Annotated in this window: 20 protein-coding genes; 8 read left to right on the forward strand and 12 right to left on the reverse strand. The window is 50.8% G+C overall.

Features of this window, described 5'->3' with window-relative positions:
• Positions 1-6: 6 nt before the first annotated feature.
• Together MKQ68_RS08795 and serA are read right to left on the reverse strand one after the other, a co-directional pair.
• Positions 7-534, reverse strand: coding sequence for a transposase (locus MKQ68_RS08795; RefSeq protein WP_244837615.1), 528 nt, complete (start codon positions 532-534; stop codon positions 7-9).
• A 339-nt stretch (positions 535-873) separates the two neighbouring features.
• A complete protein-coding gene (serA, locus tag MKQ68_RS08800) occupies positions 874-2,112 on the reverse strand; it encodes a phosphoglycerate dehydrogenase (protein ID WP_264282966.1) in 1,239 nt (412 codons plus the stop codon).
• A 291-nt stretch (positions 2,113-2,403) separates the two neighbouring features.
• On the opposite strand from serA, the gene MKQ68_RS08805 reads away from it, so the two are divergent.
• Complete coding sequence (locus MKQ68_RS08805; protein WP_264282967.1) at positions 2,404-3,585, forward strand: serine hydrolase domain-containing protein; 1,182 nt, start codon at positions 2,404-2,406, stop codon at positions 3,583-3,585.
• 1 nt (position 3,586) lies between these two features.
• Here MKQ68_RS08805 and MKQ68_RS08810 read toward each other — a convergent pair whose 3' ends face one another.
• Positions 3,587-4,567, reverse strand: coding sequence for a cation diffusion facilitator family transporter (locus tag MKQ68_RS08810; protein WP_264282968.1), 981 nt, complete (start codon positions 4,565-4,567; stop codon positions 3,587-3,589).
• Between the two features lie 78 nt (positions 4,568-4,645).
• On the opposite strand from MKQ68_RS08810, the gene MKQ68_RS08815 reads away from it, so the two are divergent.
• A complete protein-coding gene (locus MKQ68_RS08815) occupies positions 4,646-5,164 on the forward strand; it encodes a HEAT-like fold family protein (protein ID WP_244837606.1) in 519 nt (172 codons plus the stop codon).
• A gap of 136 nt (positions 5,165-5,300) precedes the next feature.
• Here MKQ68_RS08815 and infC read toward each other — a convergent pair whose 3' ends face one another.
• The 4 genes from infC to MKQ68_RS08835 form a co-directional block, all read right to left on the reverse strand.
• Complete coding sequence (gene infC / locus MKQ68_RS08820; RefSeq protein WP_264282969.1) at positions 5,301-6,101, reverse strand: translation initiation factor IF-3; 801 nt, start codon at positions 6,099-6,101, stop codon at positions 5,301-5,303.
• Between the two features lie 59 nt (positions 6,102-6,160).
• Positions 6,161-8,104, reverse strand: a complete 1,944-nt coding sequence (gene thrS, locus MKQ68_RS08825) for a threonine--tRNA ligase (protein WP_264282970.1) — start codon at positions 8,102-8,104, stop codon at positions 6,161-6,163.
• Between the two features lie 69 nt (positions 8,105-8,173).
• Positions 8,174-10,555: a TonB-dependent receptor gene (locus tag MKQ68_RS08830; RefSeq protein ID WP_264282971.1), complete on the reverse strand. Its 2,382-nt coding sequence runs from the start codon at positions 10,553-10,555 to the stop codon at positions 8,174-8,176.
• Between the two features lie 51 nt (positions 10,556-10,606).
• Entirely contained in the window at positions 10,607-11,191 is a 585-nt protein-coding gene (locus MKQ68_RS08835; protein ID WP_264282972.1) for a DUF3347 domain-containing protein, read from the reverse strand.
• A gap of 570 nt (positions 11,192-11,761) precedes the next feature.
• Here MKQ68_RS08835 and MKQ68_RS08840 point away from each other — a divergent pair.
• The 3 genes from MKQ68_RS08840 to MKQ68_RS08850 are packed head-to-tail and all read left to right on the forward strand — an operon-like array spanning position 11,762 to position 15,811.
• Entirely contained in the window at positions 11,762-13,738 is a 1,977-nt protein-coding gene (locus MKQ68_RS08840; RefSeq protein ID WP_264282973.1) for an ABC-F family ATP-binding cassette domain-containing protein, read from the forward strand.
• Between the two features lie 11 nt (positions 13,739-13,749).
• Positions 13,750-14,436 carry a response regulator gene (locus MKQ68_RS08845; protein WP_264282974.1) on the forward strand — a complete coding sequence of 229 codons (687 nt, stop codon included), beginning with the start codon at positions 13,750-13,752 and terminating at the stop codon, positions 14,434-14,436.
• A gap of 1 nt (position 14,437) precedes the next feature.
• Positions 14,438-15,811, forward strand: a complete 1,374-nt coding sequence (locus MKQ68_RS08850; RefSeq protein WP_264282975.1) for a sensor histidine kinase — start codon at positions 14,438-14,440, stop codon at positions 15,809-15,811.
• 44 nt (positions 15,812-15,855) lie between these two features.
• Here the strand turns inward: MKQ68_RS08850 and MKQ68_RS08855 are convergent, their stop codons facing one another.
• Together MKQ68_RS08855 and MKQ68_RS08860 are read right to left on the reverse strand one after the other, a co-directional pair.
• Positions 15,856-16,629: a hypothetical protein gene (locus tag MKQ68_RS08855; protein ID WP_264282976.1), complete on the reverse strand. Its 774-nt coding sequence runs from the start codon at positions 16,627-16,629 to the stop codon at positions 15,856-15,858.
• Positions 16,629-16,955, reverse strand: a complete 327-nt coding sequence (locus MKQ68_RS08860; protein ID WP_264282977.1) for a hypothetical protein — start codon at positions 16,953-16,955, stop codon at positions 16,629-16,631. Before MKQ68_RS08860 ends, MKQ68_RS08855 begins: the two co-directional genes overlap by 1 nt.
• A 158-nt stretch (positions 16,956-17,113) precedes the next feature.
• On the opposite strand from MKQ68_RS08860, the gene MKQ68_RS08865 reads away from it, so the two are divergent.
• On the forward strand, positions 17,114-17,512 hold the full coding sequence (locus MKQ68_RS08865) for a hypothetical protein (protein ID WP_264282978.1): 399 nt from the start codon (positions 17,114-17,116) through the stop codon (positions 17,510-17,512).
• 151 nt (positions 17,513-17,663) lie between these two features.
• Here the strand turns inward: MKQ68_RS08865 and MKQ68_RS08870 are convergent, their stop codons facing one another.
• The 3 genes from MKQ68_RS08870 to MKQ68_RS08880 are packed head-to-tail and all read right to left on the reverse strand — an operon-like array spanning position 17,664 to position 19,531.
• Entirely contained in the window at positions 17,664-18,929 is a 1,266-nt protein-coding gene (locus tag MKQ68_RS08870) for a hypothetical protein (protein ID WP_264282979.1), read from the reverse strand.
• An 8-nt stretch (positions 18,930-18,937) separates the two neighbouring features.
• Positions 18,938-19,333: a hypothetical protein gene (locus MKQ68_RS08875; protein WP_264282980.1), complete on the reverse strand. Its 396-nt coding sequence runs from the start codon at positions 19,331-19,333 to the stop codon at positions 18,938-18,940.
• Between the two features lie 6 nt (positions 19,334-19,339).
• Complete coding sequence (locus MKQ68_RS08880; protein ID WP_264282981.1) at positions 19,340-19,531, reverse strand: hypothetical protein; 192 nt, start codon at positions 19,529-19,531, stop codon at positions 19,340-19,342.
• Positions 19,532-19,732: 201 nt separating this feature from the next.
• Here MKQ68_RS08880 and MKQ68_RS08885 point away from each other — a divergent pair, with 201 nt between their 5' ends.
• Positions 19,733-20,734 carry a sensor histidine kinase gene (locus MKQ68_RS08885; protein WP_244837566.1) on the forward strand — a complete coding sequence of 334 codons (1,002 nt, stop codon included), beginning with the start codon at positions 19,733-19,735 and terminating at the stop codon, positions 20,732-20,734.
• Positions 20,731-21,438, forward strand: coding sequence for a LytR/AlgR family response regulator transcription factor (locus tag MKQ68_RS08890; RefSeq protein ID WP_264282982.1), 708 nt, complete (start codon positions 20,731-20,733; stop codon positions 21,436-21,438). Before MKQ68_RS08885 ends, MKQ68_RS08890 begins: the two co-directional genes overlap by 4 nt.
• The last annotated feature ends 154 nt before the right edge of the window (positions 21,439-21,592 follow it).

The raw sequence follows: 21,592 nt of genomic DNA on the forward strand, positions 1-21,592 counted from the left end.
GCTTTTTTATACCCGTACCCAATCACGGTAATTGCTCAGCATATCGAACTCATCGCGCCCGCGCTCGTAGAAAAGGCTGGACGAATACCCATAATCGGCAGCCGTGCGGCATAGCCGCCAGTGATGACGGAGGGGATTTTGATGCATATTGTGGAGCAGCTGCATCACCTCACCACTATTTTGCACTTGCCGCGTTATAGCGGGCAATTGCCAGATGCTGCCAACATCGCCACTCATTTCGGGCGATATATGATACAACATCATCGGCTGCTCGTCATATAACAATACCTGCAGCCTGTTGGCGCTTTCGCGCAATAGTCTATCGAACGGTTGCTCGGAGTCATTACGCCTCAATACTTCCATCAAAACATGAATATGGTCGGGCATGATCACGTATCCATAAATACGCGCACACTTTTTATCATGCAATAACTGCAGATACCTGATGATCACATCCTTACATTTGTCTGATACAAATACACGCTGCCCGTAGCGGATACAGGCCGTACAATAGTAGATCTTACTCGGCTTCATGAGGTTAACAATTTCACTCAAAGGTAAGCCACTCTCCCCGATCTAACACGCTCAAACATATCGTTTTCACTTGAAAGCTCTTATGGTTTCACATCACCTGAAATCACAAAAAGAAACATCCTGCTCAATAATAAGAGAATACACCATCCCCTCAAACACCGGTCAACTATAGTAACGCGTGCCCCAGCGCACAATTCATCTTTTGCAACACATTCTCCCCTCAAACACCGGTCATTTATAGTAACGCGCGCGCCAGCGCACCATTCAACTTTTGCAACATCCTTCAACAAAAAAAGGAACGCCACCAGGCGTTCCTTCACTATCAGCAATTAAATCAAACTAATACAACAACCTCGCTTTAATCGTATGCGGCACCTCTTTCAGCAACGTAAACGCTTCCTGCGAAAGCTTCGAATCCACGTCCAGTACAACGTAACCAATTGTATCATTGGTTTTAAGGTACTGGCCCAGGATGTTGATCTTGTTCTGCGACAAGGCCGTGTTGATAGCCGACAATACACCCGGAACGTTCTCGTGAATGTGCAGGATGCGATGCGTATTTTCAACAGCCGGTACACTGATTGCCGGGATGGTGTGAGAACCGAAGCTGGCACCCTTCTCCAGGTAGTTCAGCATCTTCGCGCTCACATCCAGGCCGATGTTGAATTGGGCTTCTTCGGTGCTGCCCCCGATATGCGGCGTCAATATCACGTTCGACAGCTTTTGTAACGGTGTGCTGAAAGCCGCACCGTTTTTCTCGGGTTCAATAGGGAATACGTCGATCGCCGCGCCAGACAGCTGCCCGCTTACCAATGCATCTTTCAGGTCGTCGAGGTTCACCACTTCGCCACGGGCGTAGTTGATGAAAATAGCGCCTTTCTTGGCATATTGAAGGATCTCTTTGTCGATCATGTTTTCGGTGCGCGCGGTGGATGGCACGTGCAGGGTAATGATGTCCGACTTGCTGAACAGTTCTTTCAGCTGCCGCTCCTGTACGGCGTTACCCAACGGGAGTTTGGTTTCCACATCATAATAAAGCACGTTCATGCCCATCCCTTCGGCCAGTACGCTCACCTGGCTACCGATGTTACCGTAACCCACTATGCCGAGGGTTTTTCCGCGCAACTCGAAGCTACCGGTCGCTTCTTTTTTCCAGATGCCTTCGTGCGCAGCGGCGTTCTTGTCGGGAATGCGACGGATCAGCATAATGGAAAGTCCGATCACCAGCTCAGCAACGGAACGGGTATTGGAATACGGTGCGTTAAATACCGCTACACCCGAGGTACGGGCTGTTTTGAGGTCAACCTGGTTAGTACCGATACAGAAACAGCCGATCGCCTGTAACTTATTGGCTGCTTCGAGTACAGCGGCAGTAACCTGCGTTTTGGAGCGGATGCCCAGCAGATGTACGTCTTTGATCTCGCGTACCAGGTCTTCTTCGCTGAGCGCACCGGTAAGTCTTTTCACGTTCGCGTAACCTGCATCCTTAAACTCGTTGGCTGCAGCCTCGCTAATGTTTTCCAGGAGCAAAATGTTGATCTTTTCCTTCGGATAACTGGTTATTTTACGTTCACTCATATTCATCTTTATTTTCGATAACGTCAAGTCGCAAACCTACCAGAGTTTAAGCACAAATCAAATACCGGCTTCAGCAAATTCGATTTTCTCAAAATTTTGGGTCGACTTGGCTCATTTTTTGAATAAATTTTAGGATCATATCTTAAAAACTCCTTAAAAAACGAGCGTATCGTGCAATTTTATTTGGCAAAGGCGGTATCAGCGCTTATTTTTAGGGCTTTTATAACCAAACTGACCCATAGTTTTCTATTAGAGATGAAGTGCAAGCATGCAGCCATAGGTGTTTTAGCCATGTCCTTATCAGCTTCGCTCCTGTTTTCAGGATGTAGCAATAGCGTGGCCCACCGGAAAGACGTGAAGAATGAGAACAATCCAAATGAGAATGTCTACACCCTTGGACTAACAGCCGCGCAAAAGGATTCTATCCGCAACCTGCCGGCCAGTAAGCGCATCAGCCGTGATATGGCTTTTGTTTATGCAGAAAAACTGAAGAGAAGTGGGTTCAACGGTGCTATCCTGGTCGCACGTAAAGGGGTTGTGTTATACGAAAATTATAATGGCTTCGAGGACTTCAAAACCCGTACGCCGCTTACAGATAGTTCCAGCTTCCAGCTTGCTTCGGTGTCGAAAACGTTCACAGGTATGGCTATAATGCACCTGGTAGAAAAAGCGCAGCTTTCTTTGGAAGATAGCCTGCAACACTTCTTCCCCGACTTCCCCTATAAAGGCATCACGGTAAGAATGTTGCTCAATCACCGCAGCGGCCTGCCGAATTATCTTTACTTCTGCGACAGCCTTTGGCCTGATCGCAATAAACTCATGACCAACAACGATGTGATCGGCCTCATGATCAAACATCGCCCACGCATACAACATCTTCCTAACACGCATTTCCAGTATTGTAATACGAACTACCTGCTGCTGGCCTCTATCGTTGAAAAGGTGAGCGGAGAAAAGTTCCCGGACTTCATGCAGCACACGTTCTTCCAGCCACTGGATATGTACAACACGTTTGTCGACGACGGTCTCAGGCCTAAACGTCCGCATCAGACGGTAAGCCACGACTTCCGCGGCAGGCCCGAGCCAGATGTGAACTTCGATGGTGTGGTAGGTGATAAAGGCATTTACAGCACGGCACAAGACATGTTGAAATGGGACCAGGCGCTCTACTCCGGGAAACTTTTTAGCGACGCTACTTTGAAAGAAGCCTTTCAGCCTTACAGCAATGAAAAGCCAGGCATCCGCAATTATGGCTTAGGCTGGCGTTTGATGGTGTATCCTGATAGTACGCGTAATATCGTTTACCACAACGGCTGGTGGCATGGTAACAACACGGTGTTCTATCGTTTTGTGCATGATTCTACCACGCTGGTGATATTGGGCAATCGCTACAACCGCGCTATTTACCATGCTGTAAAACCTATCCGCGAAGTGTTAGGACAGGCAGATGGTGAAGAAGCCGGGGCCGAATAGCCTATTCGCCGTGCTTGCGGTTAGGCAGCACGTTACTTCTTGTCCATTCAATTTTCTCTTTAAAAGGATGACTGCGCACCGGGCATTGCAGCAGCTGGCAGTATGGACAGCTCGTAGGCACGCACGGATCGGTGTGTATAAAAAACTCCGTTTCTCCCTTCGGTAATTCCCGGTTGATGAGTGCATCCACCGCTTTCAGTTCATCGTGAGCCTGACTTAATTCGATGTAGTAAGGCATGGTGATATGACAGTCGATGTGATAGTTGCTGCCGTACTGTTGCACCCGCATATTGTGTACGTCGATCCACATGGGGCGGCGGTGGGTGGATAGAATATCGATCACCTTATCAACGACCTGCATATCGGTTTCATCCATCAAACCAGAAATAGAACGGCGCAACAGTTGATAACCTTTAAACAGGATGAAGCCACCCATAATGGCCGACGTCGCCGGGTCTATCCAGTCCCAGCCTGTAAAGTGAATCAGTAACAGCGCGATGATCAATGCGACCGAGCTGTAAGCATCCGTGAGGATGTGCTGCCCGTTCCCGCTCAGCGTAATCGAACCGGAGCGTTTTCCTGCATACAACAGGTATCTTCCCAAAACGAAATTGATCACTGTAGTGGCCCCTGTAATCCATACACCCTGGTCCACATCCTCGATAGGTGCCGGCGTAAAAAAGTATTGCGCGGCTTTAAACAGGATAAGACAGCCCGCAATAAAGATCATCGCGCCCTCAAATCCAATCGAGAAAAACTCTACCTTTCCATGTCCGTAGGGGTGGTTTTCGTCGCGGGGTTTGCTGGTGAGGTAGATGCTGTAACTTGCGAAAGCGCCCGCCACCACGTTGATGATCGACTCCAGGGCATCCGAAAGGATCGCCACAGAATGCGTCATAAACCAGGCGGTGAACTTGGCGATCGTCAATACAAAACTGACCGCCAGCGATAACAGGATGATGCGGAACTCTCTCTTCAGCAAATGAACAGGTTTAGTGAGACAAATATCTTGTAAAACCGCCGATTATCGTGCCAGTTGACTTAAATTTTATATTCGCGTATGGATTTGCGTAACGCCATTTTAGAAGAGCATTCAAAGGAACAAACATTAAAACTGGCGGCTTACATCGGTAACGATAAGAAGCGTTTTGCCGAATTGGTCAGCCTGGTGCTGCATGATGAATACCGCGTCGTGCAACGCGCCGCCTGGACGCTCCGCCACGTCGTAGAAGACCACCCCACGCTTATCAAGCCTCACATCGATGCGCTCATTACTCGGCTTGGCGATCCCGGCATACCGGTAGCGGTTAAACGCAATGTAATGGCCGTACTGCAACAGGTGCCCATCCCCGAACACCTGCACGGCCCGGTGATGAACTATTGCTTCGACTTCCTGCAGGACCCGCAGGAGACGATTGCCGTGAAGTCTTTCTCCATGGTGATACTCGCGCAGCTTGCCAAATCTTACCCCGATATCCGTAATGAGATCGTACTCGTGATCAGTGACTTACTGGAGCAGGAACCGAGTGCAGGCATCCGGTCGAGAGCGGCGAAAACACTCAGGCAGTTAGGTACCTAGTTTCAGCGCGAACTTACAACTAACCCGGCGATAATACATTCACTTACCCGGCGTAAAACGTTTCGAAGCACCCAATCTCACCATAAAAAAAGCCCGGGACCACGTCCCAGGCTTCTTCCGTGAAATATCGATACCCTTAGTTACTACCTTCCGTATTTTGATCCGGCGTAGGTTCTGCTGCTGCGGGTTTGTTTTTGTATTGGATGTTGATGGGCGGTCTGCCGCTTGGCGTAATCTGCGTAGTGCCTGGTTGAGGCGCTGATGCAGCCGGTGCAGGTCTTGGTTCACCAGCGGGCCTTTCCGGGCGCTCTGGTCTTTCAGGCCTTTCCGCTCTTTCTGCTTTGTCAGGCTTTTCAGATGGCTTCTTCTTCGCGCTCTTAGGTGCGAAAATAGCGATCATCCTTTTACCTTCCATCGTCGGCATACCTTCCAGTGCGCCCACCTCTGCGAGGCGTTCTGCGAACTTCAGCAGGATCAGTTCACCACGTTCTTTAAACATGATCGCACGGCCTTTAAACTGAACGTACGTTTTTACTTTATTACCTTCCTTCAGGAATTTCTCGGCATGTTTCGCCTTGAAGTCAAAGTCATGATCGTCCGTGTTCGGCGTAAAGCGAATCTCTTTTACTTCGCTTTTATGCGCGTTGGCTTTCATTTCCTTTTCCTTCTTCTTCTTCTCGTAAAGGAATTTATTGTAATCGATGATTCTACATACGGGGGGAACGGCATTTGGGGAAATTTCTACCAGGTCGAGACCCTGATCTTCCGCCATACGCAACGCCTCATCAGTACGATATACGCCGACCTCCACATTGTCACCTACCAATCGAACTTCAGGAACGCGGATCATCCTGTTGGTGCGATGTTCTTGTTGTTGTTCTCTTCTGAAGTTAGGGCCTTTACCCCGGTTGAAATTTGGCTTTGGTCTTTGTTGCATTAAGAAAAATAAAGTTCTAAAATTAAATTTTACTGTTTGATACGTAAATTACGACTTTCTTACTCAAAAGGTTTGCGATTTATTACTTCGTCGGTTACCATGTCGATGAAATTTTTAATCTCCATGGTTCCCAGGTCTCCTTTTGCCTGTCGGCGTACTGCCACCAGGTTATCGGTTGCTTCCTTCTCGCCCAGCACCAGCATGTATGGAATCTTGGCTAGCTCGGCTTCGCGGATCTTTTTACCGATTTTCTCGCTACGATCGTCAATCTCTGCGCGAATTTCGGAATTTTTCAGCAATTCTGCCACTTTTTCCGCATAAGCCTGGCTCTTGTCACTGATTGGCAGGATTTTCACCTGGGTAGGTGCCAGCCACAGCGGGAACTTTCCGGCTACGTGCTCGATCAGTACGGCAATAAAGCGCTCCAGCGATCCGAACGGCGCCCTGTGAATCATTACAGGACGGTGTTTGGCGTTGTCGGCCCCGATATACTCCAGCTCAAAACGCTCTGGAAGGTTGTAATCTACCTGGATGGTACCAAGCTGCCATTTGCGGCCCAGCGCATCCTTCACCATGAAATCAAGTTTCGGGCCATAGAATGCAGCTTCGCCATATTCTACCACAGTTGGCAGTCCTTTTTCTTTCGCACTCTCGATAATCGCCTGTTCTGCCAGGTTCCAGTTCTCGTCGCTGCCAATGTATTTGGAGCGATCTTCCTTGTCACGCAGCGATATCTGTGCGGTATAATCTGTAAAGTTCAGGCTTTTGAATACGTACAGCACAAGGTCGATCACTTTGATGAACTCTTCTTTCACCTGGTCGGGGCGACAGAAAAGGTGGGCATCATCCTGCGTAAAGCCACGTACACGGGTCAAGCCGTGCAACTCTCCGTGCTGCTCATACCGGTAAACTGTACCAAATTCCGCAAGGCGAACGGGTAAATCTTTATAAGACTTAGGCGATGCTTTGTATATCTCGCAGTGGTGCGGACAGTTCATCGGTTTCAGCAAAAACTCCTCTCCTTCTTCGGGAGTAGAAATCGGCTGAAAGCTGTCCTTACCGTATTTCTCATAGTGACCGGAAGTCACATACAACTGTTTCGATCCGATGTGTGGCGTAACTACCGGCAGGTAACCGCTCTCGATTTGCGCACGCTGCAAGAACTGCTGCAGTCGTTCGCGGAGCATAGCACCTTTAGGCAGCCACAGTGGCAGGCCCAGACCTACTTTCTCAGAGAAAGTAAACAGTTCCAGCTCTTTACCCAGTTTGCGGTGGTCGCGTTTTTTCGCTTCCTCCAGCAATAACAGGTGCTCGTCCAGTTCCTTCTGCGTCGGGAAAGTGATACCATAGATGCGGGTCAGCATCTTGTTTTTCTCATTTCCGCGCCAGTAAGCACCGGCTATATTGGTGAGTTTGATCGCTTTAATAAAACCAGTGTTCGGGATGTGTGGTCCGCGGCAAAGGTCGGTGAAGCCGCCCTGGGTATAAAAGGTAATGGTACCGTCCTGCAGGTCGTTGATAAGTTCCAGTTTGTACTGGTCTTGCTTGTCGGTGAAGTAAGTAAGTGCGTCTGCTTTGGACACGTCTTTACGTACGTATGAGTTGTTCTGTTTGGCCAGTTCATTCATTTTGGCCTCCAGTTTACGCAGGTCTTCCTCCCCGATCTGGCGGTCGCCCAGGTCGATGTCATAGTAAAAACCACCGCTTTCGATCGCCGGACCAATACCCAGCTTCACCCCGGGAAACAGCGCTTCCAGGGCCTCGGCCATCAGGTGGGCTGAGGAGTGCCACAACGTGGACTTGCCCTCCTGGTCGTTCCAGGTCAGGAGCTGCAACGTACTATCCTGCGTGATCGGGCGTGTGGCGTCGATCACCTCGCCGTTTACTTTGGCCGATAATACTTTGCGCGCAAGTCCTTCACTGATTGACTTGGCAATGTCCAGTGCGGATACGCCTGGTTCATACTGTCTGACTGCTCCATCCGGGAGTGTAATGTTGATCATATTAGTCTTAGATCTTCTTTATAAAATGCTTGCGAAGTTAAGCAATTGGGTGGAAATTAACCAGCAGTGCTAAAACTTAAAGTTCCAGGTGGCCGAAGGCAGCACCGGGAACAGCGAAACCTTGCGTCCTTTTAGCTGCAGCGTACCATCTGCCACGTTGCCTTTCTGGTAAAAATACATGAAATAGGGGTTCATCCTGCTATATACGTTGTACACCGAAAACGCCCAGCTACCTTGCACACGGTTATTGAACCGTTTCTTCTTCGGTGTATAAATGGCCGAAAGGTCCAGACGGTGGTAAGGCTCCATCCGGTAAGAGTTGATGCTGCCACTCTCCTGCCGAAGCACGCCTTCTATGAAATAGAACTTCTCCGGCAAAGTAGTCGTATTGCCCGATCCGAAAATAAACACGCCCGAAAAACTCCACCGTTCATTCTTGTCGTAAGTCGCTACCACGGCCAGGTCGTGCCGGCGGTCGTATTTGGCGGGGAACTTATTGCCATCGTTCAGGTCGGGGAACCGCCGCCAGGTCCAGGCCAGGGTGTAACCCAGCCAGCCGGTAAACTTGCCCTTGTTTTTTTTCACGAACACTTCTGCCCCATACGCCCAGCCCTTGCCGAACACGAAGTCTTCCTCCGGATCGGTGGTCGACGGCGTGTAACCTTCCCGGTATTCCACCTGGTTCTGCATGTCTTTGAAATAGGCTTCTATAGAGGCTTCGTAATCGTTGTTGCTAAAGTTACGGAAGTAGCCGGCGGAGTACTGCCACGCGATCTGCGGCTTCACGCGGTAGGTACTCGGCACCCAGATGTCGGTCGGTAAAGAAGATCCGGCGTTGGTCACCAGGTGTATGAACTGGTTGTTGCGCGTCACCGATGCTTTCAGAGAGTTGGCGTTGTTCCAGGCGTAACGTACGATCACGCGTGGTTCTGGCCAGCCGTACGACCGGACAGGCACGCCCTTTCCCCAGCTGGTGCTGTCGAGTTTATTGCCATCTGTGTCGCGTTCGTAAGCGGTGTAAGGACCAATCTGCTGAAATCCGCTGTAACGCAAACCGGCATTGACTTTCAGGGTGGAGCTGATCTCCCAGTCGTCCTGTATATACAACGCCGCTTCGTGCGCAAATTTCTTGTAAGTGTTATCGGGATTGAACGTCGTCGTATCCTGCACGCCGGAGATCGATGATGGACGAAACTGGTGGTAAATATAATTGCCCCCGAACTTCAGGTGGTGTTTGGAATTGAGGAAGTAATCGAAATCGAGTTTGGCGTTCAGGTCGCGGATGCCCGACTTCATGCGAATATTAAAGTCGCTCTGGCTGCCGGAAAACTCGAATTTATAGTCATTGTAGATCAGCGAAGTATTGGCGAACAGCTTGTTCGAAAACACGTGGTTCCAGCGCAAAGTCGCCGTGGCATTGCCCCAGGGAATGTGTGCATCGAACGCCCGCTCGCGGTTGTTGAAGGTAAATACGTCCTTTCCCATATAGGCGCTCACGTACACGCGGTCTTTGTCCGAAAAGCGGTAATTGGCCTTGGCGTTGAGGTCATAAAAGTAGTAGCCGGACCCATAAAAGTCACTGTCTTTCGGGATGAAGGGTTTCGTGAGAATGTCCACATAAGTCCTTCTCGCCGACAACATAAACGACGACTTGTCCTGCTGTATGGGGCCTTGTATAGATAGCCTGGATGCAATTGCCCCCAGCCCCCCTTCTACTTCGAACGCCTTGTTATTGCCCTCTTTCATGCTCACATCCATCACAGACGATAACCGGCCGCCATAGTTGGCGGGCATGCCGCCCTTTATGAGTTTCACATCTTTAATGGCGTCTGCATTAAATATCGAGAAGAAGCCGAACAAGTGCCCGGTGTTGTAAACAGGCGCTTCGTCCAGTAAGATCAGGTTTTGATCAGGGCCGCCGCCACGTACATAAAAACCGGCATTACCTTCGCCTGCAGCCTGCACGCCCGGCATCAGCTGCATCACCTTCAAAAGATCCACCTCACCCATAAGGGCCGGCAGCTTTTTCATGCGGTCGGTGGAGAGCTGTATCGTGCCCATCTCCGTATTACGGATGTTCTGGTCGCGCCGCCTGTCCGTAATCACCACCTCTTTCCCCTGGATGGCGCCGGATTGCAGCGCTAAGTTCTGCTTCATGTCCTGGTGGAGGGTGACGGTCAGTTCCTGCGTGGAGGCGCCGATGTACGAGTACACCAGGATGTAGTCGCCTGCGGGTAGTGTAAGAGAATAGAATCCGTAGGCATTGGTCTGCGCCCCGGTGAGGGTGCCTTTCACCAATACATTCGCGCCGGGAATGGATTCGCCGTTGCGGGCATCGGTAATGTAACCGCTGATCGTGAATCTTTGCACAGATTGCGCCCCCGACCGCAGTACCAGCGCGGTCAGCAGAATGATAGAGAGTAAAATAAAGTGTGCCCGGCGGTTAAACATATGTCGGGGAAATTAAGCAAGTGTTCCCAGCAAAAACAACGGTGATATCGGTTATTGGTAACGCAGCGTGTCGGTTACAGCGCCGCAGGTAAGCATTTCGTCGCCGAAATATGGGTTACGGATCTCCGTTTGGTCGCTCAGCCAGTAAGCGCCCTTATCGTCGAAGGCCATCGGGCAGTATTGACGGTAAACCGTTTGTCCCTTCAGGCCGGTCGCTTTAATGAGGTCGAACAGCATATCCGACACCATCTGGTAAGATGCCCGTTTTTTCTCTAGGTCCGTTTCGCCCATCAGGCCCGTCAGTTCCGCACTAATGTCGCCCGTGGTAGACTTCACCAATGTAAAAATGGCTGAGTCGGAACGGAGTACGTCCACCGGCAAACTGTCGATGCTACTTTTTAAGGAAAGGGCCGCGTCGTTGGCTTTGATCGTATTGGCTGCCACGAGCGATCCGGAAAGATGGTAGTAGTTAGTCAGCGCCCCCTTCAACGAATCGTAAAACACGCCGGGGTACGGCGCCTGGAAGGCCGCTTGTTCGTCAGCCGCTGCCGTTTCACCCGTTTTACCTTGCTGCTGGCACGCCGACATCGTCAAAAGCCCTGCTACTGCCGCCAATCCTAAAAGTTTCAATCCCATTTCCTTACGTTTGGAACAAAGATATATAAAAATAATGGCTGTGTTACCGCCTTCTGCTTCCTTCCCCAGCCCCCGTTGTGTCACTCACTTCAACGGCATGGCTACTATCGGCATGTAGGCTAGTTTCATGACCTACCCCTGTCTTGTAAACCTTAATCCGGATTATCTCACAAGGGTGTAAACCTATTTTAGGACGTGACGACAGGGCTCCTTCAGGGATACTCAACCATCACCCAACCATCACCCAACCATCACCCGACCATCCGAAGGAGTGTCGGTCCGGCTGAGCTAAAGTTGCCCGATCCTCCCAGGATCGTTCGTGCATCCTTGCTATCGGCTGCTGTAATCCTGCTGTGGCAGTGAGGTTTCAGCAGGGTGACAGCAAGGATCCTCGAAGGATCCACGAAGGATGGTCGAAGGGTTGATTAGGGAACCAGGCGGTGCAGTGAGTGACACAACGGCGGCTGAAACAAATTCCCATGGCTGATTTAACTACCTTTTCACTCGCCCGGTTTGCCAAGCCGGACTGAAATAGTAACTTTGACAGTTTTTTAATCTATACGACGACTTATGCTGTTAGCATTACAGGATGTAACCTTTGAGTTTGGGGCCAGGACCATCGTTCGGAACGCTTCCTGGCACATTGTGCCCGGCGACCGGGTGGGCCTTATCGGCATGAACGGAACGGGCAAATCGACACTGCTCAGAATTATTAATGGCGAATACTCTATTTCAGGCGGAAGCCTTAATAAAGCCAAAAACTTATCGCTCGGCTTCTTTAACCAGGACCTGCTCAGCTTCGAGTCCGACGACTCGATCCTCGAAGTGGGCATGATGGCTTTTGGAGAAGCCCTGAAGGTGGAAAAGGACCTCGAGCGCCTGGTGGCGGAAATGGAACATAACGAAAGCGAGGCGTTGCTGAACGAGTACAGTGACAAACTGCACCTCTTTGAAACGCTGGACGGTTATAACATGCGCAACAAATCGGCGCAGGTGCTGGAAGGCCTCGGCTTCAGCACGGCCGACCTGGAAAGGCCTTACAGCCAGTTCTCGGGTGGCTGGCGTATGCGTGTGCTCCTTGCACGCCTCATCCTGCAGCACCCGGACGTGCTGATGCTTGACGAACCTACGAACCACCTTGACCTTCCCTCTATCGAATGGCTGGAAAGGTACCTGCAGACGTACGACGGCGCGGTGATCATTGTATCGCACGACCGTTTCTTCCTGGATAAGATGGTAAATAAAGTGGTGGAACTGTACCAGCAGGAGTTGCATCACTATGCGGGCAACTACTCTAACTACGAAGTGGAGAAGGACATGCGCCGCGAGCTGCAGCAGCGGGCTTACGAGAACCAGCAGGACTACATCCGCCAGCAGGAACGGTTTATCGAACGCTTTAAGGCCAAAGCCTCTAAGGCGGCGCAGGCACAGAGTGTGATGAAGCGGCTTGACAAGATCGAACGTATCGAACAGGTGGATAGCGGTCCTTCCAAGATCCGGATCAACTTTTCGGTGGACAAGCAGCCGGGTAAGATCCTGCTGACCTTGAGCGACGTATCAAAGAGCTTTGGCAAGATCGAAGTATTGAATCATACCGGCGCGGAAATTAATCGTGGCGACAAGATAGCCCTCATCGGGGCGAACGGTAAGGGTAAGTCTACCCTGCTGCGCATCATTGCAGGTACCGAGCCGGTAAGCGGTGAACGTATTCCCGGACATAACGTGGTCACCAGTTTCTACGCGCAGCACCAGCTGGAGTCGCTGAACCTGGACTACGAGATTCTCGATGAGTTGAAAACCAGCGGTAGTGGCCGTTCTGAAATGGAACTCCGCTCCCTCCTGGGTTGCTTCCTGTTTAACGGGGACGATGTATTTAAAAAGATCCGCATCCTTTCCGGTGGTGAGAAAGCGCGTGTGGCATTGGCTAAGACGATCATCAGTCAGGCCAACTTCATGCTGCTGGATGAGCCCACGAACCACCTTGATATGTTATCGGTTCAAATGCTGATCGATGCATTGAACAAATACGAGGGTAGTTTCGTTCTTGTATCGCACGACCGTTATTTCGTGAGCCAGACCGCCAACAAGATCTGGGAAATCGTGAACGGCGAGATCAAAGAGTTTAAAGGTACCTACGCTGAGTGGGAAGAGTATAAGAAACGCCAGGCGCAACGTGAAGCACAGGCGCAGCAACAGGCTGCGGCGGAGAAGAAAGCGGCCAGCGCGAACGAGCAGGTGAAGAAGGCGGCAGCGCCTCCTCCGGCACCGGTAAAAGGCGCCGGCGCCATCGATAAAGAAGCGCAGAAGGAGTTGCAGAAGCAGCAGAAACAATTCTCGCAGATAGAATCGCAGCTCGCCAGTCTGAAAACCCGAAAAGGCAAACTGGAAGAAGAAATGGGCGATCCGGCCACGTATGCCGATCCGAAGAAGTTTAAGAGCTGCGAAGAGGAATACGCGCACGTAGGTAAAGAGCTCGACCGGGTGAACCAGCAATATGAAAAGGTGTTTGAAGCCATCATGGAGCTGGAAGCTAAACTGGGTAACTAGCATTATCATTTATGCAGAAAATACTGGTAGTTGAAGACGAAGTGAAAGTAGCCAATGCCGTGAAAAAGGGGTTGGAGGAGAATGGCTTTGAAGTAGACGTGGCATACGACGGCCGCATGGGCAAAGGCCTGGCAGCCGGCGGTAAATACGATCTCGTTATTCTTGACCTGAACCTGCCGCACGCCAATGGCTACGAACTTTGTGAAGTGATCCGCAGCCGCAACGCCAAAGTGCCCATCATCATGCTTACCGCCCTCGGTGGTCTCGATGATAAGATGCAGGCCTTTGACCTGGGGGCGGACGACTACCTCGTAAAACCTTTTGATTTTCGTGAACTGTTGGCGCGCATCCGGGTATTCTTAAAACGGATGGGCGCCGAAGTTGCGACCGGGGCGGGTAACCGTCTCGTTATCGCCGACCTGGAAATCGATCGTGAAAAGAAAGACGTGATCAGGGCCGGCAAAAAGATTATGCTTACCGCCAAGGAATACCAGCTGCTGGAGTTCCTGGCGCTGAACAAAGGCAAGGTGATCTCCAAACTCACCATCGCCGAAAAGGTATGGGATATCGACTTCGATACAGGTACCAATGTGATAGAAGTGTACGTAAACTTCCTCCGCAAAAAGATCGATAAAGACTTCGATACTAAACTGCTGCATACCAAAACAGGCATGGGTTACTACCTGGCCGAAGAGTAGCATGAAGATCAAATTCAAAATAGCGCTTTATTATACGGTTACCGCGACCGTATTACTCGTTACATTCGCTACCCTCGCCTATTTTCTCTCCGTTAAAGAACGCCGCCAGGAGTTCCAGGACCGCCTCGAATACCGCGCCCGCTCCGTAGCCAGCGTACTCGAAGAAGGCATCCGCCAGGAAACCCAGTTGCTCAAGAAGCTGGAGGAAACCTCCTTCCAGGACCTGTACCGCGAAAGCATCGTGGTATATAACCATAACAATGATGTGGTGTACTCCAGTCAGCGCGACACCGCCATCAGCATCAAGATTGATATATTGAAGTTCATTCGTCGCGGCGGCGTGTATCACTTCGAACGGGATAACCTGGAGACCGTGGGCATCTATCACGACAAGGGCAAAGAACCGCTTGTAATCATTGTTTCCGCGCTCGACAAATACGGCCTGAGTTTCGTCGCCAGTCTCCGGCAAATACTATTGATAGAACTGGCTATCTCGGTGATACTGCTCGTCGGCATCGCTTACCTCTTCGCCCGCAAAATGATGCAGCCCGTTAACCGGCTGGTGCAGGAAGTGAACAGCATCAACGCCAATAACCTGCAGGACAATCGTGTAACCATTACCGGTAAGGACGAAATAGCCTCGCTGGGCGGTAACTTCAATACCATGCTGCAACGCCTGAGTAACTCCTTCGACTTGCAGAAAAGCTTCGTGAGCAACGCCTCGCACGAGCTGCGTACCCCGCTGGCGTCGATGATCAGCCAGTTGCAGGTAACCTTGTCGCGCTCCCGCACGCCCGAAGAATACGAGCAAACACTCCACTCTGTTCTGGAAGATGCCGAGAACCTCTCCGACCTTACCAACGGCCTGTTACAACTCGCCCAGTCTGATATGAACCAGTCCCAGTCGTTGTTTCGCCCCGTACGCATCGACGAACTGTTACTGGAACTTCCCAACCTCATTAAACTCAAACAGAAAGGCAGCGCCCGCGTGGAGATCAACTTCGGCGACATACCGGACAACGAGGCCATGGTGACCTGCAACGGCAACGAAAGCCTGCTGAAAGTACTGTTTCTCAACCTGGTCGACAACGCCTGCAAATTCTCCCCCGATAACGCCGCTGCTGTCACCATTCACACCGAACCCGGCCAGATCGTGGTTGCCGTGCGGGACAACGGTATTGGCATCCCCGCAGAAGAGATCAGCAAAGTATTTGAACCCTTTTACCGCGCGCAGAATGCTGCGGCCATGCGTGGGCATGGGTTGGGTTTGTCGATCTGTAAACGTATTGTCGGTATTCACCATGGCGTGATTAGTGTGGAGGCGAAGGTGGGTGAAGGGACGACGTTTGAGGTGAGGTTGCCGGCGGTGGGGTAATATCACTCATGCTGGCTTTTGCGCCGGAATGAGTGACGGATATGCTATCTGGATGCTTGTAATTGCTTCACTTTTTCTTCCAGTAAGAGGCGTGCTTTGTGTTCTTCGATAAGGTACAAAGTCAATTCTTCCACTTTCTCAAGGAGCTTTTTATTGATTTCTCCCAGATCGTGTCCATCGGCCGTTATTTCCTTCGCCGAAGGAACGCCGGGCAAGTGTTTCTCCCTGTTTACAAAGCGCTCCAATTCTGAAAGCGACGGTCTTTTGTGGGATGCTTGAAAGACGTAGTCAGGCCAGCCGGTTGTCGTTACCTTCACCTTTTTAGCAGTGATTGTACCTGCTACGGCAAGTTTCGATTGCGGGTCAGCCGTGCCTATACCTACGTTACTTTGCGGCTGCATTGACATGACTACATGTCCTGGCGATGTAATATTGAGGAATAATCTGTTGTTCGCGCCTGTCACATTCGACTCGAGATCGAGATATCCCTCATTGCTGCCCCGAATCCTGCCACCGTGTTCGCCACCGAAGAGTGTTAGGTGATTGTAAGCGTTGCCAAAAATGGCAGCGACGTGCTGATTATTCAATGTGCTCACCGAGGCAACGTGTAATGGAGCGAGTGGAGCGTTGATACCGATGCCTACTTTTCCGGAAAAGGTATTTAGGTACGGGACCTCGAAAGTTGGTGAGGACAGGCTTATCAAAGCCTCATCAGCGACCGTCCAACCGCTGAATGCCGCGGCGGGCGTTAACATCCCTACTTCAAATGCCTTTATATGGAATCGCTGATAATAATCTTTGGAGTTAATAAATATCACTACTTTACCTCCCTCGTTTGCGAGGTACACTGGGGAGTGTAGGCACCAGCACTTGAAATGGACGAGTTTACAAAAGCATTGCTGTAGATGTAAAACGTGAGTGTAAGTTGTATTGGTGCTCCGGTGCCATAATTGTAACCTTCTATCATGATTGTCGGCATGACTGATCCATTCTGAAATGTAATATTTGTCTTGATCTTTACACCATGTTGCGGCGTGCCGTTGGCATAGTAATCCAATACATCTACATAGCCGGCATCCTGTGCGTTTACTGTTTGCAAACAGGCAATGCATAAGGCTAACAAAAGAAATATTTTCTTTAGCATAAGGGATAATTTTATAGCGGGTTAATGGTTTAACGTAGCTAAAGTAGGTAATTCACCGTGTTATTCCTTCTCCCCCATTTTAATTTCTTTTTAATCCTGCTTAAAGCCCCCTTTAATCTGCATGTGCCAACTTTGTACCAGCAACGAATACAGGAGGCATGATCAGATCGTTAACATATGTTTTTACGGCGCTAACCGCTATGGTGGCTTGGGTGGGCTGCAGAAGCGTAACGACTGACGATGCGGTGAAGACCACGTTTGTGCTGAGTGACACGATGTTGAATACCGTGACCATTGACACCGTAAAGATGGCGGCATTGCCGGACGACTCCCGGGAATTGCCCGCCATCCCCTCCTGCGCAGTCGTGCTGGATAAGACCCACAGTTTTGTGATGGTGTTTCGTGATAAGTACAATGTAGCTGCCCGTGAGGTGAAAGTGCTGAAAGCGGCCAATGGCGTGAGTTACATCGATACCGGGTTAGTGCCCGGGGAGAAAGTGCTGTCGCGGAACCAGTTACAGATTTACCAGGCTTTGAAGAGCTACCGGCATTCCTAGCCCTTACGCACGCACAGTTTTAGTTCGCATATAGGTTGATAGAATGTAGTGTGTAAACCGGTATTATGCAAATAGTGTAACTGCATTTACCGGTTTCATGCGCAATCACTCCGCCCCGCTAGTACAAGAATGAACGCGGGGCGGATTCGTTTTAGTTGCTGGACTCGCCCTCGTTCAGTACAAGGAATGTTCCCGACACGAGGCAAGCGGTCCTGCCCCCGTCTTTGTACCCCGACTTCGAGGAAGTAAATGATCCTGCCACATACTCACCTTCATTACCATACTTATTGATGACGATACTTCCCGGACTATCGTGCCACTGCCTGTCATCGGACCAGGTAGAGTGATAAACCGTTATCGCACCATTGATATTGATCTGTAAAGTCATTTCGATCGGCTTCAGCCATTCCCACGCATACGGACTGCCATCGCCTTTGCCCGGGAAAACGAGCTCTATGTGCCGGTTTACGCCGCCTGTATTTTCACCGTAGCAGGTAATCTGCGTGGTTTGCGTATTCCTCCTGTAAATGGCCTGCGAAGGGCCGGTCATGCTGTAAATGCCCGCGCCAGGTCCCGCACCAACTGTGATGTGAAAGCCGGGTTGCAGTATCTTGATGTTACAAACGAGCATCAGTGCCGCCTGCTGACCATAATCTATTTCTGCCGTTACCGCTACCGGGTTTTCGGCTGGTACTTCCATCGGCGCAGTATACCAGGCTTCTGCCGCCCGGGAAATCAGCGAGCCTTCGCCGGAAAGCCGCCAGCGTTTGGTGACCTTTTTAGGAACATCTACTGCGTAAATGATCGGCTGCTCGCCTTTATTGGCGTTCACTTTGTTAACCTGGTATTTCACCTTTAGCGGTACTTCGCCGCCCGTCACTACCAATGGCGCTTTCGGCACGATGTATAACTTCTGGAACAGCGTCCAGTCGGAGAAGTGTGTGGTGTTAACCGTGAGTTTGTTGCTGGCTTTGTCGAGTTGCACATCATCTATGCTCATCCAGATGCCGTCTGCTTTTTGATAAGCGATGCCGAGCACTTCGGCTGCGGAGCCGTTGAGTGCTTCGGCAGTGTAGTTAAACGTGATGGATGCCGGTTGCGCCATTTGCAGGTTGTGCGGTGTGATGCGGTAGCTTTGGTGAAAACCTTCGCCACTTTCGTTCGTGATGGGTTGTATCGTAATCGTTTGTGTGCTGTTCAATGCGCCCGCGGGGATGTTTACGGACAGGCTGCCATCTTCACTGGTGAGCGCACCGCCTTCGGGGCCAATGGCTTTGCTTACGGGGGTACCTGTAAGTGTGCCGACAGGTGTGGCTTGTCCGGGTTGTTCAGGCGTCGTATTCGTATCGTCTTTTTTACACGCAGTAAAGCAGCAGGCGCACATCAGCGCCATACGAAGGATCAATTTGAGGTTCATTGTATATGTTAGTTATAGTCTCCGAGAAATACTTTTACGACGCGTCCGTTATCGCCGATCCACAGTTGTAGTCCGGCTTCGAAGCAATACACTGCCTGCTCGCTGCCGTCTGCGAATACGACGTGTTCCAGTTCGTAGCGTTGCCCTTTCATTAATGCGAGTGCGGTGGCAGCTTCCAGCCCGATGAGGCCTAACCCGTGCAATGCGCAGTTGGCGGCACAGGCGATGCCTTTGATGATGCCGTTTACCGTGAAGAGCGCTGTGGCTTCTTTGTCGAAAGTGTACACTGCTCTTTCGCCGGCACCCGGTGTATAGGTGGCTACGCCGAAGCTTTCGAGATGTGGGTAGAAAGGGGTGTTAAGAAAAAACGGGCCGATGTTGCCCTGAAGATTTACCTGGTGCATGGGGTATCAGTTTTTAGTTTGAACGATGAGTGGACCAATGTTGATGGTATTCGCCCGGCCGTGTTTGTAAGCAAGTTTTGATTTCACTTGTCCGCCCGGGAATAGCAGGTAACTGCTCGTAGGTGGCACTTGCAGGTTATTGTTCCTGCACGCGCAAAGACTCAATGCCAGCGCCACGAGGATGACTTTTGGAGGCATAACAATACAATTTTGACGCAAGTAACGAAGGTTACGTGGTTGGGGGAAGTGGAGGGTGAATGAATTGTGGGGATGGAGGGATGGAGTGTTTCGTTTCACGAAGAAGCAACCTGTTGGACACCTGGAATATTCATTTTCGTCAGGTTTTATAGTCCGTTCGTCAAGTCGCGGTCTGCCCTAAATTCCGTAAATTTAGTTTGCATGATGCGCCTGATCCTCCAATGGAAACTGCACCACGTTTTGTTCTGGACCACCTTTTTCATGGTCTGGCTACTGCTGCGGTTCGACGATTACCCGGCCATGGCTCCTACCATACTGGCCGGGCTGTTAAAGGTATTATCGCTCGCGGCCGCTGTTTACTTTACGAATTATGTACTGATCCCCCAGCTGCTATACACGCGCCGCTACCTGTTATTTGCACTGGCTTTTACGATACTGGTGGTTATCACCGGCATGGTTATTATCCGTTTACTAAACCTGATTTTGTTGCCTTACGTGATGGACATCCGCAAGTGGCCGAATGCTACGCTGGGCGCGCAGATATACGATGTGTTCATCCCGTTATTCTTTATGGTGGGTGCGGCAGCGGGTATCAAGTTTTACCTCGACCGGCAGAAGGCATTGCGGCAGAGCGCGGAACAGGAGCTGGAATACCTGCGGGCGCAAATGAACCCGCATTCGCTTTTCAACTCACTGAATGCGATCTATTTCCTGATCGATAAGGAGAATAAAACGGCCCGCGATACGCTGATGCAGTTCTCGGGGCTGTTGCGTTACCAGCTGTACGACGCAAACACGCCGCGCATCGCCATAGAAAAGGAATTGGAGTACCTGCGCAGTTATGTAGATATACAGCGGCTGCGGCATGACAGTCACTACGATATCGCTTTCACTTGTGATGGGGACGTTCGTGGCATGGAGATCGCGCCAATGTTGCTGATCCCGTTTATCGAAAATGTATTTAAACATCTCTCCTCGCATGCGCCGGGAATGAATACTGCGAGCATCCGCATCAGCCGTTACAGGCAGGGTGTACGGCTGGAAACGTTTAATACGCGGGACCAGCAGACGGTGACGACAGGCGGTATCGGGCTGGCCAACGCGAAACGACGCCTGGCACTGCTTTACCCGCAACGGCATCAACTCGAAATAGAAACGACTGCCGATACCTATTCCGTGATCCTTGATATTACATTGTTATGAATTTACGCTGCATGATCATCGATGACGAGCCCCTCGCCCGCAAGGGTTTAAGGGAATACCTTGCAGATACACCGGGACTGGAGTTAACCGGCGAGTACGAGCATCCCGCGGCCGCACTCCCGGCGTTGTCGGCGGATAAGCCTGACTTACTGTTTCTCGACATCCGCATGCCGAAAATAAACGGCGTGGACTTCCTGCGCTCGCTGCCGCATCCCCCGATGGTGATCTTTACCACGGCCCATAGCGAGTATGCTTTGGATGCGTTCGAGTTAAATGTGATCGATTACCTGGTGAAACCTTTCTCTTTTGAAAGATACCTGAAAGCGGTAACGAAGGCCCGTGACTTCGCTGCCCGCCACCGTCCGGAGCAGCCGGCCGCCGATCACTTCTTCATCAAGTGTGATAATAAGCTGGAGAAGGTCATGTACGACGATATCCTGTTCGTAGAAGCGCTGCAGAACTACATCGCTGTGCATACGAAGCAACGGAAATTCGTTACGTATCTCACATTCAAAGCGATGGAAGATTACCTGCCGGTTTCCCACTTCATCAAAGTACACAAGTCGTTTATCGTATCGCTAAATAAAATTGATAGCATTGATGGCCAGGATGTGTTTGTCGCCGGGCATCAGCTGCCCGTAAGCAGATCTTTAAAGGACGAGGTAATGGCGCGGGTGTTGCAGGACAGGTATCTGAGGCGATAGATGAGTGGCCGGTCTACAATGTGCAATCGAATCCGTGAAGACTACACACGAAAGTTGCTTCCTTACGACAACCGGGGGACTAAAAAAAAGCGAGGCCCTTGGCGGCCCCGCTAGTAAGGATGGCTGAACAACCGTCCCAATCAGTCAATGTATA

The sequence above is a fragment of the Chitinophaga horti genome, assembly GCF_022867795.2.
GTDB classification, from domain to species: Bacteria; Bacteroidota; Bacteroidia; order Chitinophagales; family Chitinophagaceae; genus Chitinophaga; species Chitinophaga horti.